Origin of the sequence: Nannocystis sp. RBIL2, assembly GCF_026626745.1 — a bacterium.
In the GTDB taxonomy this organism is placed as follows: domain Bacteria; phylum Myxococcota_A; class Polyangia; order Nannocystales; family Nannocystaceae; genus Nannocystis.
This window is the reverse complement of record NZ_JAPNJW010000001.1, coordinates 5455703-5472615: the sequence shown is the minus strand read 5'-3', so window position 1 is coordinate 5472615 and position 16913 is coordinate 5455703. Positions and strand designations below refer to the sequence as shown.

The 16913-nt window shown below is 70.0% G+C and carries 16 protein-coding genes and 1 pseudogene; 9 read left to right on the top strand and 8 right to left on the bottom strand.

The features are described 5' to 3' along the window. Positions 1 to 88: 88 nt before the first annotated feature. Positions 89 to 1357, top strand: coding sequence for an SUMF1/EgtB/PvdO family nonheme iron enzyme (locus OV090_RS21735; protein ID WP_267705954.1), 1269 nt, complete (start codon positions 89 to 91; stop codon positions 1355 to 1357). Positions 1358 to 1817: 460 nt separating this feature from the next. Next, complete coding sequence (locus OV090_RS21730; protein WP_267705953.1) at positions 1818 to 3395, top strand: protein kinase; 1578 nt, start codon at positions 1818 to 1820, stop codon at positions 3393 to 3395. Here the strand turns inward: OV090_RS21730 and OV090_RS21725 are convergent. The 6 genes from OV090_RS21725 to dnaG all read right to left on the bottom strand — a co-directional run bounded on the left by OV090_RS21725 (position 3383) and on the right by dnaG (position 9455). Continuing rightward, complete coding sequence (locus OV090_RS21725; RefSeq protein WP_267705952.1) at positions 3383 to 4147, bottom strand: TerC family protein; 765 nt, start codon at positions 4145 to 4147, stop codon at positions 3383 to 3385. The genes OV090_RS21730 and OV090_RS21725 overlap by 13 nt on opposite strands. Before the next feature lie 70 nt (positions 4148 to 4217). Further along, positions 4218 to 4799, bottom strand: coding sequence for a hypothetical protein (locus OV090_RS21720; protein ID WP_267705951.1), 582 nt, complete (start codon positions 4797 to 4799; stop codon positions 4218 to 4220). A 122-nt stretch (positions 4800 to 4921) separates the two neighbouring features. Next, positions 4922 to 5050 (bottom strand): hypothetical protein, encoded by a 129-nt coding sequence (locus OV090_RS21715; RefSeq protein ID WP_267705950.1) that lies wholly within the window; start codon positions 5048 to 5050, stop codon positions 4922 to 4924. Positions 5051 to 5269: 219 nt separating this feature from the next. After that, positions 5270 to 5497 carry a hypothetical protein gene (locus OV090_RS21710; RefSeq protein ID WP_267705949.1) on the bottom strand — a complete coding sequence of 76 codons (228 nt, stop codon included), beginning with the start codon at positions 5495 to 5497 and terminating at the stop codon, positions 5270 to 5272. A 147-nt stretch (positions 5498 to 5644) separates the two neighbouring features. After that, entirely contained in the window at positions 5645 to 7492 is a 1848-nt protein-coding gene (gene rpoD, locus OV090_RS21705; RefSeq protein WP_267705948.1) for an RNA polymerase sigma factor RpoD, read from the bottom strand. A gap of 79 nt (positions 7493 to 7571) precedes the next feature. Continuing rightward, a complete protein-coding gene (dnaG, locus tag OV090_RS21700; protein ID WP_267705947.1) occupies positions 7572 to 9455 on the bottom strand; it encodes a DNA primase in 1884 nt (627 codons plus the stop codon). 323 nt (positions 9456 to 9778) lie between these two features. Here dnaG and OV090_RS21695 point away from each other — a divergent pair, with 323 nt between their 5' ends. From OV090_RS21695 to OV090_RS21675, 5 genes are all read left to right on the top strand, one after another. Further along, complete coding sequence (locus tag OV090_RS21695; protein ID WP_267705946.1) at positions 9779 to 10192, top strand: hypothetical protein; 414 nt, start codon at positions 9779 to 9781, stop codon at positions 10190 to 10192. Positions 10193 to 10217: 25 nt separating this feature from the next. Next, the gene (mrtZ, locus tag OV090_RS21690) at positions 10218 to 11036 is read left to right on the top strand and encodes a myxosortase MrtZ (RefSeq protein ID WP_267705945.1); all 819 of its coding nucleotides are present in this window, start codon (positions 10218 to 10220) and stop codon (positions 11034 to 11036) included. After that, positions 11033 to 11713 (top strand): HAD family hydrolase, encoded by a 681-nt coding sequence (locus OV090_RS21685; protein ID WP_267705944.1) that lies wholly within the window; start codon positions 11033 to 11035, stop codon positions 11711 to 11713. Before mrtZ ends, OV090_RS21685 begins: the two co-directional genes overlap by 4 nt. A gap of 84 nt (positions 11714 to 11797) precedes the next feature. Beyond that, positions 11798 to 12661 carry a carboxylating nicotinate-nucleotide diphosphorylase gene (nadC, locus tag OV090_RS21680; protein WP_267705943.1) on the top strand — a complete coding sequence of 288 codons (864 nt, stop codon included), beginning with the start codon at positions 11798 to 11800 and terminating at the stop codon, positions 12659 to 12661. 142 nt (positions 12662 to 12803) lie between these two features. After that, positions 12804 to 13565 carry a biotin--[acetyl-CoA-carboxylase] ligase gene (locus tag OV090_RS21675; RefSeq protein ID WP_267705942.1) on the top strand — a complete coding sequence of 254 codons (762 nt, stop codon included), beginning with the start codon at positions 12804 to 12806 and terminating at the stop codon, positions 13563 to 13565. Positions 13566 to 13877: 312 nt separating this feature from the next. Here OV090_RS21675 and OV090_RS21670 read toward each other — a convergent pair whose 3' ends face one another. Next, entirely contained in the window at positions 13878 to 14540 is a 663-nt protein-coding gene (locus OV090_RS21670; RefSeq protein ID WP_267705941.1) for a TetR/AcrR family transcriptional regulator, read from the bottom strand. Between the two features lie 25 nt (positions 14541 to 14565). After that, positions 14566 to 15237 carry a DUF4336 domain-containing protein gene (locus OV090_RS21665; RefSeq protein ID WP_267705940.1) on the bottom strand — a complete coding sequence of 224 codons (672 nt, stop codon included), beginning with the start codon at positions 15235 to 15237 and terminating at the stop codon, positions 14566 to 14568. A gap of 104 nt (positions 15238 to 15341) precedes the next feature. On the opposite strand from OV090_RS21665, the pseudogene OV090_RS50795 reads away from it, so the two are divergent. After that, positions 15342 to 15845 (top strand): annotated as a pseudogene (locus OV090_RS50795) (O-acetyl-ADP-ribose deacetylase); the annotation flags it as partial. Between the two features lie 42 nt (positions 15846 to 15887). Next, positions 15888 to 16811 carry an ADP-ribosylglycohydrolase family protein gene (locus tag OV090_RS50790; RefSeq protein WP_267707142.1) on the top strand — a complete coding sequence of 308 codons (924 nt, stop codon included), beginning with the start codon at positions 15888 to 15890 and terminating at the stop codon, positions 16809 to 16811. Positions 16812 to 16913: the final 102 nt, after the last annotated feature.

The following is a 16913-nucleotide window of genomic DNA, read 5'->3' as shown; positions in this document are numbered from 1 at the left end:
GCTCGCTCGCGCTTTGCTCGCGCTTGCGCAGCAGAGCGCGCGACGATGCTGGATGCAATGCGCGTCGCGGCCCTGGTACAACGGGCGGATGTTGCACGTCGCCGCGGGCCCCGAGCTGTTCGACCACACCCTCTGGGCGGCCGCCACCGACGAGCGCCGCGAGGAGCTGGCGCGGCTGGTCGCGGCGGAGCTGGGGGGCGAATTTTTTAAATATGAGGGCCTGCGCCGCTATGGTCAGGCGAGCGCGCCGGTGGCGGTGTTCGTGCACGCGACGGTCGGCGAGCTGAGCCTTGTGCCCGGCGGCGGCTTCGACATGGGCCTGTCGCCCGAGGAGGAGGCGGCGATCCGCGCCGCTCGCGACCGGGCCGAGGCGGCGGCAGAGGATTTCGATCAGGAGTTCGATCTGCTGCTCAGCGAGATCGGGCAAATGCGTCCGCTGCACCGGGTGGTGGTGCCGCCGTTCCTGATCGCCCAGCGCGTGCTGAGCGTCGGCCAGGCGCTGCGCTGGTTGCCGAACCTGCGCGACCCGCTCTACGGCCACGTGCCGAAGGCGCCGGCGCACCTGAACCCGGAGCAGATCACCGCGGTGCTGCTCGGCACGGCGTTGCGGCTGCCCGCGGAGGCGGAGCTCGAGTACGCGGCCCGCGGCGGGCTGCACCGCCGTCTGCTGCCGTGGGGCGATGCGCTGCCCGACGACGCGACGATCGAGGCGATGCTCGCGGACGAGGACGGCTCGACCCACAACGCGTTCGGCCTGCACGGCTACGGGCTCTACCCGGAGCTGTGCGCGGACCACTGGCACGAGCACTACAGCGGGGCGCCCGACGACGGCGCGCCCTGGCCCGGCGCCGGGATGCACGTGGTCCGCGGCGGCGCCGGCGATTGCTACCCCTGGCAAGCTTGCGGCGAGTGGAACCTGATGCTCTGCGCGATGCGAATGACCGAACGCGCGGCGGAATTCGGAGCGTCGATCCGCCTGGTCCACGGGCTCGGCGAGCACGAGGAATTTTATAATTTTTATAATGTGTCTGAAGAGACATGTGATGTGAAGGGGGCGGGCCGGAAGGCGGCGAAGAAGAGCCGCGCGCGCGCGGGCGCGAAGAAGGCTGCGGCGAAGAAGGCCGCGACCAAGAGCGCGACGACGAAGAAAGTGGCCAAAGCCAAGTCCGCCGATAAGGGGGCGACGAAGAAGGCCTTGACGAAGAAGGCGGCCGCAACCAAGTCGCCCGATAAGGCTGCGACAAAGAAGGCTGCGACAAAGACGACGGCGAAAAAGGCTGCGACGAAGAAGGCCGCGCGATCGAAGTCGGCGAAGAAGGTGGCGGTGAAGAAGAAGTCGGCCAAGAAACTTCGGTGAAGCAGGCGGCTGCGAGGAATCCTCGCAGGACGGCGTTTACGCCGAGTTTTGCCGCGAATTAGGCAAACCGCGAACTCGGCGCCGCGGGCCGGCACCAATGGGGGGCGCATTGGCGAAGTCCAGGCCGCCTATGCGGCGAGATCTGACGGTCGATGGATAACGATGTTATGTGCGCAGCGCGAGGCGAGCCTTCTCCGCCGTGGCTGGATTGGGCAGCAGTGAGACAAAGGTTGAACGAGAGGTCGTAGGGGCGGAGCCGCCCGTCGCGGCTCTTACGTCCAGCGCTTCGTCCTGGCAGACAGGCCCTGCGAGGGGAGTTCTGTCGCGGTTCACCGCTTGAGCTCGCCGGATCGCCGGCCGCGCGCACGGACCTGCACCGTCCGTATCTTACAGCAGAGGCTGTCTGTATACCCCATTGCGGCGCTCATGGATCTGGACAATGGTTGAACCGAAGTAGGCCATGCTCTATCCGTCTCAGCCGACGAATGAACGGCAGCGTCTGCAGGTGCTGCAGAGCTGCGGCATATTGGACACCGAACCGGAGCCGGCGTTCGAAGACATTGTGCAATTGGCCACCCATTTGTGCAATGTCCCCAGAGCGGTCATCACCATCACCGACGCCCATCGGCAATGGTTCAAGGCCAAGGTCGGGATCCCGCAGATGCAGAAGGAGTGCCCGCGCGAGCTGTCGTTCTGCGCCCACACCATCCTCGAACCGGACGAGGTCCTGGTCGTACCCGACGCGCTTCAAGACCCCCGCTTCTTCGACAATCCCTTCACCCTGGCCGACCCACCGGTCCGCTTCTACGCCGGAGTGCCGCTGGTGATGGAGGACGACGTGGTGCTCGGTACGCTCTGCGTGTTCGACCATGTGCCGCACGACATCTCGCCGCGGCAGCTCGATTCGCTGCAGATGCTGGCCCGCCAGGTCACCAACGAGCTGAAGCTGCGCCGGCAATTGCGGGAGGCGCGAGCGACGACCTCCGCCCCGCCGGCGCTCGACCCGGCGCTGTTCGCTGCGCGTTCGACCGTGTTCTCCGACGTGTTCACCGACGTACCGCTGCCGATCGACACCGTGGCGGGTCGCTATCGTATGGGCGACATCCTCGGCGTCGGCGGCATGGGCGTGGTCGTGTCGGCGACCGATCTGCAGGAGAATCGCAAGGTCGCCATCAAGTTCCTCCTGCCGAACGCCCGCTTCGATCAGGCGATGATCGAGCGCTTCGCCACCGAGGCGCGGGCGCTGATGCGCGTCCGCAACAAGCACGTGTCGGAGATCCTCGACGTCGGCAACCTTGGCAACGGCGCGCCGTACATCGTCATGGAGCGGCTCATCGGCGAGGACCTCGACACGTACCTCGACAAGCGCCGCGTCCTGCCGGTGCAGGAGGCGCTCGACTACGCGCTGCAGGCCTGCGTCGGGGTCCAGCAGATCCACGCGGCCGGCCTCCTGCACCAGGACATCAAGCCCTCGAACCTGTTCCTGGTGCGCGGCGAGGACGACAGCGTCGTCGTCAAGGTGCTGGACTTCGGCGTCGCGCGGCCTTTGCCGGGGAGCGACCCGATCGCCAAGCAGGCGGCCACTCCCGAGGGTTTGACGGGCTCGCCGCAATACATGTCCCCCGAGCAGATCTTGCAGACCAGCGAGGCGGATGTCCGCAGCGACATCTGGGCGCTGGGGGTCGTGCTCTACGAGATGCTCGGAGGGATGCGCCCGTTCGAGGGGCTGAACGTGGAGTCGATCTGCGAGAGCGTGATCGTCTCGCGGCCCAAGCGCCTGAGTGTGCTGAATCCCCGAGTCTCCACGGAGCTCGAGCAAGTCGTCGCTCGCTGCCTCAAGAAGGACCGCGAGAAGCGATTCGGCTCGGTGCGAGAGCTGGCGCAGGCGCTCGCCGGCTTCGTCGGCCGCCCCTCCGACAGCAGCGACCGGCTGGTGCGGGGCGAGCCCGTCGATTCGAGCCGGTCCCTGCCCGGGGCCCCGACGACGAAGGGCGAGGACAGCGGCGCCGGGGGCCGCTCGTCGGCTCAGAACGGGTGAGCCGACTGCGGGTCGGTCTCGGGCGCGTGCTTGATCTTGCCCTTGCGACCGATCTTGATGTTGATCATCTCGATCCCCACCGAATAGGCCATGGCGAAGTAGATGTAGCCCTTGGGCACGTGGATCTCGAACGCCTCGGCGGTCAGCAGCAGGCCGATCGTCAGCAGGAAGCTGAGGGCGAGCACCTTGATGGTCGGGTGGCGGTCGACGAACACCGCGATCGACTTGCTCGCCAGCAACATCACGCCGAGGGCGATGACGTTGGCTGCGACCATGATCCAGAGGTCCTGGGCCATGCCGACCGCGGTGATGACGGAGTCGATCGAGAACACCAGGTCGAGCAGGAGGATCTGGAAGATCACCCCGCCGACCGACGCGGCGCCCTTGGCGACCATGTGGCCCTCGGCGTCGCCCTCGATCTTGTCGTGAAGCTCCTTCGTCGACTTGTAGATCAGGAACAGGCCGCCGACGAGCAGCACGATCTCTTTGCCGGTGAAGGGGTGGCCGAGCAGCTCGAAGAACGGCTTGTCGAGCTGCATGATCCAGCTGAGCGTCGCCAGCAGGCCCAGGCGGGTGACGAAGGCGCCCATGAGGCCGATCCGGCGGGCGCGGTCGCGGTTCGCCTCGGGCAGCTTCCCGACCAGGATCGAGATGAAGATGATGTTGTCGAGCCCGAGCACGATCTCGAGGGCCGAGAGCGTGAGCAGGCTGATCCAGACCTCGGGAGTGGCGAGTGAGGCGGGGTCGAACACGGGCCGAAGCTTAACCCGATTTAAGAATCACGGGCCGACGAGCCGACCGGGGGGATGGGCGGCGACGAGCTCAGCCGACCGCGCGGTACGGGTGCTCGGGCGCACCCGCCAGCAAGGCGCGCTCGCAGGCCTCGAGGTCGCGGATCAGGGCCAGGACGAGCTGCTGGACCGCCGTCACGTCGGCGACCGCGAACGGCTCGAGCGCGGGCGCGCGGACGCAGCGACGGACCGCGCGGCCGAGCTCCACCCGGCGCTCGCCGAACTGCCGCGCGGTGTAGCCGTACTCCTCGAGCCGCCGCTGCTCGTGCTCGGGCAGGCCGTCGTAGGCCCGCAGCCACGCGTTGGCGGCCGACCAGGCGCCCGCCAGCGCGAACCGGAAGCGGAAGTCCCGGACGCACCCGAAAGCCACGTCCGGGTCGACGACGAGCACCATGGTGACCTGCCGCGCGCTGGCGACGAGCTGCACGCGACCCGCGTGGCTGTGCGAGAGCAGCCGGGTGAGCGAATCGCCCAGGTGGGCGGGGGCCTGAGCCGGCGCGCCCGCCCACGGCAAGTCGCCGCGCATGCGAAAGAACCGCCACTGCCCCCGCGCCCACAGGGCCGACCGCATGGCGCCGTAGACGAGCATGAGGGCGAGGAGGACGAGGGACACTCGAGCTCCACCATAGCGCAGGTCGGCAGCGTCGCGCACTCACGCGCTCACCGCGCCGGAAGCGAGTCACTGCGCCGCGCGGGCCCGCCCGTTCGCGATCGCGTCGATTCGGGCCCAGGTGCTCACGCCAGGTCGACCAGCAGCACGGTCGCGGCGAGTCGCTCTGCGTGGTGCTGCTGCTTGATCCCCACGGCCACCACCGGTCTCGCGGGATGCGCGGCGAGGGCCCGCGGCGAGCCACGCTCGGGCAAGCGATCCCGCTGTGAGAGCGCGGGTGCCCCTGCGAGCCGACGATTCGCAGCTCCGGCGGAGGCGGCCACAGCGCGAAGACATCCGCGGGGATCGAGGTGTCGTTGCGGACGATGACGCGCTCCCGGGTCAGGAGCACGCCGGTCGGGCAGGGATCGCCGATCGGGTCGCTGTAGGCGTGGACCAGCGTCGCGGCGGGGCGCAGCGTCAGGTCATTCACCTCAAAACAGGTACGTCGGACCGTGGTGGTGGCTGGCGCTGCACGTCGATGCGGCGAGGTGGCGATCGTCGCCCGAGAAGCACACGCCGGAGACGGTGAAGCGCCGCCCGGACTCCTGCACGGGGTGCAGCGCGACTTCGTCGCTGCTCAGGCGCGCGAGGAGGATCCCGCCGCCGCCGTACCAGGCCCCGCCGCCGACCGCGATGCGCTCGCCGTCAGCGGCGGACATCAGGGAATAGGGGCACCACGGCGTGCGTAGGAGCCGAACGACGCGCATGCCGGGAATCTACCATATGGCCGAAGAGACATATGTGCAATCGCGACGACGGCGAGCGTCGTGACGACGCTCGCCGTGCGGCTCGGGCCGGGGTCGGCCTCAGTTCTCGACGAACGCCTTGAGGCGCTTGCTGCGGGACGGGTGACGCAGCTTGCGGAGCGCCTTGGCCTCGATCTGGCGGATGCGCTCGCGGGTGACGGAGAAGTCCTGACCGACCTCCTCGAGGGTGTGGTCGGACGACTCGCCGATGCCGAAGCGCATGCGGAGGACCTTCTCCTCGCGCGGGGTGAGCGTGGCGAGGACGCGGCGGGTCTGGTCGGCGAGGTTCATGTTGATGACCGCGTCCGTGGGCGAGATCATGTTCTTGTCCTCGATGAAGTCGCCCAGGTGCGAGTCCTCTTCCTCGCCGATCGGGGTCTCGAGCGAGATGGGCTCCTTGGCGATCTTGAGGACCTTGCGGACCTTGTCGAGCGGCAGCTCCATCTTCTCGGCGATCTCTTCCGGCGTGGGCTCGCGGCCGAGCTCCTGCACGAGGGACCGGCTGGTGCGGATCAGCTTGTTGATCGTCTCGATCATGTGGACCGGGATGCGGATCGTCCGCGCCTGGTCGGCGATCGCGCGGGTGATGGCCTGCCGGATCCACCACGTCGCGTAGGTGCTGAACTTGTAGCCGCGCTTGTACTCGAACTTGTCGACGGCCTTCATCAGGCCGATGTTGCCCTCCTGGATCAGGTCCAGGAACTGCAGGCCGCGGTTCGTGTACTTCTTGGCGATCGAGACCACGAGGCGGAGGTTGGCCTCGACCAGCTCGGCCTTGGCCTTCTCGGCCTGGCGGCGGGCGCTCATCAGCTGCTCGTGGAGCTCGCGCAGCTGGGGCGCGCGCATGTTGGTCTCTTGCTCGACCGCGCGGATGCGCTTGATCGCCAGCTTCATGCGCGCCTCGATCTCGTGCAGCTCCGAGGGGTGGAGGCCGAGGCGGCGGCACAGCTTGAACTCTTCCTCTTCGGACAGGCGGACGTCCTTGAAGAGCTTGCGCAGCTCCTTGAGGTCCATGCCGGCCCGGCGCTCACACTGGATGAGGTCCTTCTCGGCTCGGGCGACGCGCTCGACGAGGAGGGTGAGCTCGTTGACGATGCCGTCGATGGGACGGCGGCCGAGCTTCATGTCCTGGATGGCCTCGAGGATCTGGCGCTTGTGCTCCTCGCCGGCCTTGGCGTGGACCTCGCGGGACTTGTCGTCGAGCGGCGGGGTGGGCGGCTCGTTGACGGCGACGACGACGGCCTTCTTGGTGTCGACGGCGAGGATGAGCTTGATGCGGTCGAGCTCTTTTTGGTGCCGGCGGATGCGCTCGACCTGCTTGCCGAGGTTCTCCATGGCCGCCTCTTGATTGAGGGCGGTCGGGTCGTTGCTCATCGGCAGCGCGCCGGGGCCGGCCTCGGCCGGGTTGGAGATGTTGAGCACGTCCTTGGCCCGGATCTGGCCGCGCTTGATGCGGTCGAACATCTCGAGGATGTAGGGGACCGAGACCGGCGACGCGAGCGCGATCTCGAGGACCCGCATCTCGCCCTGCTCGATGCGCTTGGCGATCTCGACCTCGCCCTCGCGGGTGAGTAGCGAGACGCTGCCCATCTTGCGCAGGTACATGCGCACCGGGTCGTTGGTGCGCGAGGGCTCGTCCTCCGGGTCCTCGTCGCGCTTCGGCATGACCTTGCGCGTGGCCAGCTTGGGCTTGGCGGCCTCCTTGGCGGCGGCCTCGCCAGCGATCACCTGGACGCCCTCGTCCTGCAGCGTCCGCTCCCACTCGCTCAGCTCCTCGGGGTCGATCAGGTCGGGCGGCAGGAGTTCGTGGAGCTCGTCGTAAGTGACGTGGCCCTTCTTCTTGCCGAAGGCGATGAGCTGCTTCTTGAGCTTCTCACGGTCCACGGTGCGCGTCTTGCTGGGGGTCATAGGGTGCTCTGGCCTCGGAGTGACTGCGTATGCGACAAAGGCGAGAAGGAAGCTCCGCGCCCCGGAGGACTACGGACGATCAGGCCCGCAGGCCCGATGGTGGTTGCGGCGGAGGAATGAGGGCGTGCTCGTCGAGGTTGGCGAGCTGACGGTTGTGCTCGATCTTCTTCAGCGACAGCTCGCGGGCGCGGTCGAGATCGCCCCGCTCCTTCGCCTCGCGCAGCTGGACGTCGAGCCGTCGCGACTCGGCCTTGAGCTGCTCGCGTCGGCAATCGAGGATGCAGTCCTTCAACAGCATCACCGGGTCGTCCTGCGTGTCGCGGAAGGTGCCGACGAACACCGCGTCGTGGACCTGGCGCCGCGTCTCGGGCGGGATGAGCTCGAGCAGCTCGCCCTCGGTCGGGTTCTCGCCGACGAGGGCCTGCCGCACCACCATCTCGGCGATGGGCGAGAGCCTGCGATCTGTCACGTAGTGCTGCACACCCGCCTGCTCGGCCTTCTCGGCCAGGTGTGGGTTGTCCACCAGCAGGGCGAGCAGCGCAACTTGATGGCGCGGAAGCTCGGGCAAGGGCCGTGCAGGCGCGGACGGCGAGGCGGCATGTCGAGACGGCGGGCTGGGCGCGGCACGGTTTCCCTGAGGACCTGGCGGTCCGTGCGGACTCTGGCGCGACGATATGCGCCCCACCGGCAGCCTGAGCAACTTTGCGGCGCGCTCGGCATAGCGCTCGCGGGCGGCGTCGCTCTTGACCTTGCCGAGGAGCGGCTGCAAAGCGGAGATCGCGCGCTCCTGCGCGTCGATCGAGTCGAGCGCGCCCTGGGCCACCCATTGCTTGACCAACCACTCGAGCGCCGAACCTGGCTCTTCGAGCAGGGCGGCCAAACGCTTGGGGTCGGTGCTGTCAGGGTCGGCGCCGGGGTCGAGCGCGACCACGCGGGCGTCGAGGCCCTCCTCGAGCAAGATCGGGATGGCGGCCCGGATCGCCTTGCGACCGGCGTTGTCGCCGTCGAAGCACAGCACCACGGTGTCGGTGAAGCGCTTGAGGATGGCCGCCTGCTGGGCCGTCAGCGCCGTGCCCAGCGGCGCCACGGTCTCGACGTAGCCGCGCTGATGCATGCTGACGACGTCGACGTTGCCCTCGACGAGGACCGCGCGGCGCGCCCGGCTCATCGCCTGGCCCGCGACGTGCAGCCCGAACAGGGTCTTGCTCTTGGTGTAGAGCAGCGACTCCGGGCTGTTCAAGTACTTCGGCGCCTCGCGGCCGTCGGCGTCCTTGGCGTACTCCGGCAAGATCCGCCCGGAGAAGGCGATCGGCTTGCGGTTCGACTGCAGCACCGGGAACATCAGCCGCCCGCGGAAGCGGTCGTAGACCGAGCCCTTGTCGCTGCGCACCAGCAGGCCCAGCTTCTCGGCCAGCGCGAGGTCGCAGCCCTTCGATTGCAGGTGGAGCTTCAAGCGGTCCCAGCTGCCCGACTCGGCCGGCGCGGGCGCGTAACCCAGCATGAAGGTGGCGGCCAGCTCGGGGCTGATCGCGCGCTGTTGCTGATACAAGCGCCCGAGCTTGCCCTCGGGCCGGCTCTCGAGCATCTCGCGGTAGAAGTCGGCGGCGACCTGGGTGATCTCGCGGGCCTTCTCGAGCTCGAGCTGCTGCTCGTTCGACTTCCGGTCGACCAGGCCCTCGGGCAAGGTGACGCCGAACACGCCGGCGAGGTGGCGCGCGGCCTCGAGGAAGCCGAGCCCGTCCATGCGCATCACGAAGTCGAGGCCGTCGCCCCACACGCCGCAGCCGAAGCACTTGTAGCTGCGCCGCTCGGGGTTGACGAAGAAGCTCGGCGTGCGCTCCTGGTGGAAGGGACAGCACGCGGTGAAGTTCTTGCCCGCCCGCTTGAGCCCGACGTAGCGCCCGATCAAATCGACGATGTCGATCCGATCCCGCAGCTCCTGCAGTTTCTCATCGGGGATCATCACAGAGGTTCTGGCCGGGCGCGCCTGGTTTCCGCTGATTCTGCTGTGAAGGCCACCGGGGCCCCGAAGTTCGGGCGCAAGAGGCTTGGACCGCCCGCTGCGCCCTACCGGCCGCTTCGAGCGGCACAGATTAGGACAACTCCTCCGGCCAGGCCCTGCGCGCGCTCGTTAGGATCTTCACGCAGGGCCGGCCAGACCGGCGAAGACGTGAACATCTGCTCCGATGGGCAGGCGTGGCGCGCGTCGGAGCGGCCGTGGAGGACCACGCACGAGGATTTAGCCGAAAACTTGCCGGGCGCCGCGATGCCTGCCATGCCACCGCCATGCCCGAGTCGCTGGCTCCCCCCCTGACCCTGGATGGTCCAGAAATTGCTGAGGCTCGCGAGCTCGACGGTCGGGAGCGCCGCCGCAGCGGCAACCGCACCCGCGCCCGCGACCGCATCATGGACCGCGCCTCGCGCGACTACCCGGAGAGCGACGCCCTCCGCGGCGTGCGTGGCGTCGAGAACCTGGTGCTGTTCATCGACGACGACCTCCGCGAGACGGGGATGGCGCTGGGCCACGTGGAGGGCTATCTGACCGAGATCTTGCGGATGCTCGAGAGCCCCCGCATCAAGCGTGAGGATGTCCACGCGCTGGCCAGCGACGTCCGCGTGCTCGACCACGTGGACATGCTGGTCGAGAACCTCGAGACGCTGCGCCGCCGGCTGACCCGGCTGGCGACCAGCCTGCGCTGAGGCCAGTAAGGTAAGCTCGCGCGCCGTGACGTCCCCCGAGGCCAGCCGGCGCGCCCGCACCGCGGTGCTCGCGACCTGCGGCCTGTACGCCGCATACGGCCTGATGGGCCTCGTCCCCGGCCTGTCGATGGTCCGCGGGGCCGGGCTGGTCGCGGCGTTCTACTTCCTGCCCGGCTGGCTGCTGCGCGACGAGCCGGAGGTCCAGGCCCGCTACCAGGTCGGCCCGGACGGCCCGATCCCGCCGTGGAGCTGGCGCGCGCTCCGCTGGGCCGTGGGCGCCTGTCTGCTGGTGTTCCCGCCGTTCGTGCTCGGGTTCTGGTGGTTCTACGACCAGGTCTGCGCCGGCGACCTGCGGGTGCTGTCGCCGGCGCTGTGGGTGGAGCAGATGACGCCGTGGGCCGGCGGCCTCGAGAACTACCTGGAGCGACTGTGCCGCGGCCACTCCGGCGGCTTCTGGCCGGAGTCGCTGCGCCTGCCGGCGACCTGGACCGCCACTTTCGGCCTCGGCTTCGTGTTCCAGGTGGTCGAAGGCCTGTTCGCGGTGGCCCTGGCCGAGGAGGTGTTCCACCGCGGCTACCTCATGAGCGCGCTGGAGGAGCGGTTCCCGCCGCGCCGGCGGATCTTCGGGGCCCAGATCGGCGTGGCCGCGGTGCTGTCGAGCCTCCTGTTCGCGGTCGGACACCTGGTCGGGATGGCCCAGGCGGCGCGGCTTGCGACTTTCTTCCCGGCGCTGGTGTTCGCCTGGCTGTGGCGCCGCAGCGGCAACCTCTGGGCCCCCGCCCTGTTCCACATGAGCGCCAACCTGTTGATGGAGCTGCTCCTGGCGAGTACCTTCCGCGCGTGACGACCAGGCCCGAACCGAACACCGTGGGGGCCTTCTTCGACGTCGATCACACGCTGCTCGCCGTCAACTCCGCGGTGCTGTGGGTGCGCCACCAGCGACGCATCGGCAAGATGTCGGCGGCCAAGGCGCTGCGCTCGCTGACATGGGTGGTCCGCTACCGCCTCTCGTTGCTCGACCTCGAGGCCATGACCACCAAGGCGGTCCGCGACTACGCGGGGGTGCCGGTGGCCGAGGTCGAGGCCGACACGCGGGCGTGGTTCGAGGCCGAGATCGTCCGCTGGATCTGCCCCGAAGGACAGGCCCGCGTGGCCCGCCACCGCCGCGACGGCCACGTCGTCGCCCTGCTGTCGTCGGGCACCCGCTTCTCCGTCGAGCCGCTGGCCGAGCGCCTCGGCGTCGAACACGTGCTGTGCACCCGGCTCGAGGAGCAGGACGGGGTCCTCACCGGCAAGCACGTGGCGCCCGCCTGCGCCGGCCCGGGCAAGGTGGTGCTGGCCGAGCGGTTCGCCGCGGAGCACGACATCGACCTGTCCCGAAGTTACTTTTATTCGGACAGCTTCTCCGACCTGCCGATGCTCGAGCGCGTCGGCCGGCCGCAAGTGGTGAGCCCCGACCCCCGGCTGCTCCGGCGCGCGCGCGCGCTCGGCTGGCCGATCGAGCGCTGGCAAGCGGCGTGATCGCTGCGCAGTCGGGCGCAGACGCGGCTGCACGAGCGAGGCGCGCGGTGGCGGCGGGCATGGCCGTGTGGCACCCTCCCGGCCATGCGTGACCCCTGGAGCGAGCTCGGACCCGTCGCGGCGATCATCGAGGCGGCCCTGGCGGAGGACCTGGCCAGCGGCGACGTCACCGGCCGCGCGACGGTGGGCCCCGAGGTGCGCGCCCGCGCGCACATGGTGGCGAAGGCGAACCTGGTGGTGGCCGGCCTGCAGGTCACCGAGGCGGTGTTCCGCCGGGTCGAGCCGGGCGTGGGCTTCGCCGCCTACGTGCGCGACGGCGCGCGCGTGGCCGTGGGGACCGAGATCGCCTGCATCGAGGGACCGGCCCAGGCGCTGCTGGCGGCCGAACGCACCGCCCTCAACCTGCTGCAGCGGATGTCCGGCGTCGCCACCCTGACCCGCGCCTACGTCGACGCGGCCGGCGGCCGCTGCCGGATCACCGACACCCGCAAGACGATGCCCGGCCTGCGCGCGCTCGACCGCTACGCGGTCCGCTGCGGCGGCGGCCACAACCATCGCAACGACCTCGGGGCGGCGGTGCTGATCAAGGAGAACCACGTGCGCGCGGCCGGTGGGATCACTGCGGCCATCGAGCGCGCCCGCCAGGTGGCGCCGCACACGATGAAGATCGAGTGCGAGGTGACCAGCCACGACGAGCTGCGCGAGGCGCTGGCCGCCGGCGCCGACATCATCATGCTCGACAACATGGACGACGCCGCCGTCCGCGAGGCGGTGGCGATCACCGCCGGCAAGGCGATCCTCGAGGTCTCCGGCGGGGTGGGGCTCGAGCGCATCGCCGCGGCGGCGCAGCTCGGGATCGACGTGATCAGCGTCGGTCGCCTGACGCACAGCGTGCCGGCGGCCGACATCTCGCTGCTGTTCGAGCGCGCCGACGGGACCTGGGCCTGAGCGGAAGGACATGTTGAAAGAGACATGTCCTGAGGGTAATGTGATCAGCGGCGCGCGGTGCCGGGGCGGGAGCCGCGGCTCGTGATGTCTCTCGGGACAGGTCGAGCGAGCGGAGGCGGGCGTGAGCGGATCGTTTGAAGAGATGTCGTTCGCGACGCGCTGGCTCGGGCGGCCGCGCGAGCACTGGGCGGAGCTCGGGTCGACCAACGACCGGGCGATGGCGTGGGCCCGCGCCGGGGCGCCGCACGGGGCGCTCGTCACCGCGGACGCGCAGACGGCGGGTCGCGGCCGACTCGGGCGCGCGTGGGCGTCGGAGTCGGGCGAGGACCTGTACGTCAGCGCGATCTTGCGGCCCGCCCCGGGCAAGGCCATCGGGGCGCTCGGCCTGGCGGTCGGGGTGGGGCTGCGCGAGGGGCTGGCGCGGTGGCTGCCGGCGGCGCAGCTGAAGTGGCCCAACGACGTGCTGGTCGACGGCCGCAAGCTGGGAGGGATCCTCTGCGAGGCGCGCTGGGTCGGGACGTCGCCGGAGGTGGTGGTCGGCTTCGGCGTCAACGTCGGCCGGGCGCTGTTCCCGGGCCCGCTGGCGCAGTCGGCGACGAGCCTGCGCCGCGAGCTCGAGGCGGCGACGCCGAGCCGCGAGGAGGTGCTGGCGCAGCTGTTGCCCGCGCTGGAGCGGGCGCTCGACGCGTTCTTCGCCGGCGGCTTCGCGGCGATCCGCGGCCGCTACGAGCCGCACTGCGCGCTGGTCGGACGAGCTGTGCTCGTGGACATGTCGAATGGGGCAGGTCCGAAAGAGCAGGCGACGGCGCTCGGGCTGGCGGACGACGGGGCGCTGCTGGTCGCGCCGGCCGACGGCGGGCCGCCGCGGCGGGTCGAGTCCGGCGACGTGTGGCTGGCGCCGTGAACTGTCAGAGAGTCGAGCGGATGCTTCGGCTCGTCGCTGGAATGGGTGGCTCCGAACAATCGGCGGCCGCGCCATCGTTCGCGTGGGAGGACGGCGCGTCGGGTCGAGTCCGGCGGACGTGTATCGGGTGCCGTGAGCGAGGAATGAGCGCGATCATCCTGAGAATCGGTAGAGTGCGTCGATTCGTCCACGTCGCGGCAGCCGACGCGGTCGATTCGTGAGGCCCGCGGAAGAGGCGAGCGAGTGCTCGACGCTCGCGTCGCAATCGGCGACGACGCTCCGCCCGGGGCAGCGCCCGAGCTGAGCGGCCGGTCAGCGAGTCGCGCCGCGGACCAGGGCGGCGCAGGCTTCGTCGCACAGCGGGCGCCAGGCGCCGCGTTCGGGGTGGGGTTGATTCATCGCATAGCTGAGGAGGCCGTGGCTGGTCAGCCAGGCGACCTGGGCCAGGCGGGCCGGGTTCGCGTCGGGGTGGAGCAGGCCGGCCTTGCGGTCGCGCTGCAGCTTGGCCTCGAGCGACTGACTGACGACCGCGGTGAGGGGCAAGATCTCCGCCAACACCAGTCGCTGGGCCGCGCCGAGCGTCGGCGCCCAGGTGTAGAGGATGCGAAACGCGTCGGGGTCGGCGAGGTAGTGCTCGACGCGGCCGCGGATCAGCGCGGCCAGGCCGTCGATGCCGCGCTCGGCGGCGATCACCGCGGCGCTCACGGCCTCGACCTCGCGCCGCAGGGCCTCGATCGCCAGGGCGGCGACGACCTCCTCCTTGGCCTGGAAATAGTAGTAGAGCGCGGCCTTGCTGGCGTCGGCCGCCCGCGCGACCTGCTCCATCGTGAACGCCTCGGGGCCGCTGGCCAGCAGCACCTCGCGGGCGGCGCGGAGGATCTGCTGGCGGCGGTTGTCCTGGCGCCGCGACTTGCGGGCCAGCCGTCGCGCCTCGGGGCTCGGCTCGGTGTCGGCGGAGGTTCGAGGCTGTCCCATGAGACCTGTCGCGAAAGACATGGTGCTACAGCCAGGCGGTGGCCGCGCGCACGGCCTCCTTGCCGCCGCCGGGGAGGATGTCGCGGTGGCTCATGACGACGCGGTCGAAGTCCCACTGCAGCAGGCGCTCGACCGAGGCGCGGGCGGCGGCGCGGTCCTTGATCAAGGACTTCATCACCGTGGTCTGGGTCGGCTTGCCGAGCGCGCGCGAGAGGCGGAGGTAGAGCCCGGTGAGCCAGTTGGGCGCCTGCGCGAAGTAGAACACCCAGTCGGTGAGGATCAGGGTGCGAGAGGCGCGGTGGAAGAAGGCGACCTCGCCGAGCTTGGGGGCGCCCTCGAGCTCGAAGTGGTCGAGGTCGCCGGCCCAGAGCAGGTCGGGGTTCTTGGGGATGCTCTCGAGCTGCAGCTCCGGGTGCTTGGCGATCGCGCCCGGGGCCGCGTAGCCGCGCGCCGAGGGGTAGGCGGCGAGGAAGGGCCCGAGGAACAGGTGGTGCATCGAGTTGGGGGCGATGACCGCCTGCACCGGCCCCAAACTGTCGATCGCGGCCCGCAGCTCGGGGGTCAGCGCGATCGGGGCGTGGACCAGGAGGCCGCCGGAGCCGAGCCTGACGATGGTCATGCGGGCGCCGATCTGCAGGCCGAGCATGCTCAGCGGCTGAGTGGCGGTCCACAAGTTGGTGTCGATCGTCTGCAGCAAGCGGGCCTCCTTCAAGTGTGTCGAGAATCTGACCGAGGGTTGAAAAATGTGCAAGCGGCGCGGTGCGGGTGGCTCAAATGGCGATCTGGGCCTACACTGCCGGCATGTCGGAGCGGCGGATCGAGCTGGTTCGCGGGGACATCACCCGCCTCGCGCTGGACGCGATCGTCAACGCGGCGAACACGTCGCTGCTGGGCGGCGGAGGGGTCGACGGGGCGATCCACCGCGCCGCCGGGCCGGAATTGGTCGCCGAGTGCCGCATGCTCCACGGCTGTCGCACGGGACAGGCGAAGATCACCGGGGGCTACCGGCTGCCGGCCAGGCACGTGATCCACACTGTGGGGCCGGTGTGGAACGGGGGCCACCGCGGCGAGGAGGCGCTGCTGGCGTCCTGCTATCGCAGCAGCCTCGAGCTGGCGCGCGCGCACGGGCTGCGCACGATCGCCTTTCCGGCGATCTCGTGCGGCATCTACGGCTACCCGATCCAGGACGCCTGCGCCGTCGCGGTGCGCACGATCTCGGCGTTTCTGGCCGAGGACGCCGCGATCGAGCGGGTCGTACTGGTGTGCTTCGACGAGGCGGTGCATGACGCGTATGCGGCGATTCTGGCCGACCCTGGCACCTCGGCAAGCGTCGACGCGCACGCGCGCATGCTCGGGTGCCTGCTCGGGGCCGTGGCCGGCGACGCGCTCGGTGTCCCCGTCGAATTCCGCAGCCGCGAGCAACTGTCCGCCGACCCGGTCACGGGGGTGCGCGGCCACGGGACCTACAATCAACCGCCGGGCACGTGGTCGGACGACAGCTCGCTGCTGCTGGCCACGGCCGACAGCTTGATTCATCACGGGTATGACCCACCCGACATGATGGGGCGATTCCTGACATGGCTCAAGGGACAGGCTTATACGCCGCACGGCGAGGTGTTCGACGTCGGCATCGCCACCCGCAGCGCGATCGCCCGCTTCGCCAACGGGGCCCCTCCCGAGGCATGGGGCGGCCGCAGCGAGCGCGACAACGGCAACGGCTCGCTGATGCGGATCGCCCCGCTGGCGCTGTTCACCCGCGCGCTGGCGCCGGCGGAGATCGTCCGCTGCAGCATGGAGGTCAGCGGGCTGACGCACGCCCACCCGCGCTCGCAGCTGTGCTGCGCGTACTTCTCGCTGCTGCTGCCGCTGGTGGTGTTGGGATGGCCGTTGCGAAAGGCGATGGCGCAGGCGTCGCAGCACCTGGCGCCGTTCGTGCCCGAAGCGGAGCGTGAAGTTTTAATAAAAATTCTCGACGGGTCGATCGTCGAGGCGCCGGCGTCGGCGATCCGCGGCAGTGGCTACGTGGTGCATTGCCTCGAGGCGAGCCTGTGGTGCGCGGCGAATCACCCGAGCTACGAACAGGCGGTGCTGGCGGCGATCAACCTCGGCGAGGACACCGACACGACGGCGTCGGTGACGGGGGCGCTGGCGGGAGCGATGCACGGTCGGGCGGCGATCCCGGAGGCGTGGCTGCGGGCGCTGGCTTCGCGCGAGTACGTGGAGACGATCTGCGCGCGGCTGGTCGAGCGCATCGAAACGGGCCGGAGCTGATCGGCGAGTGCCGCCAGGCAGAGGGGGTCCCCGCGGCCGGACCGGTGATGAAGCGGCGGCGAGCGGTGCGCGCTTGCGCCTCGTCGCGCCGGCGTGTCATTT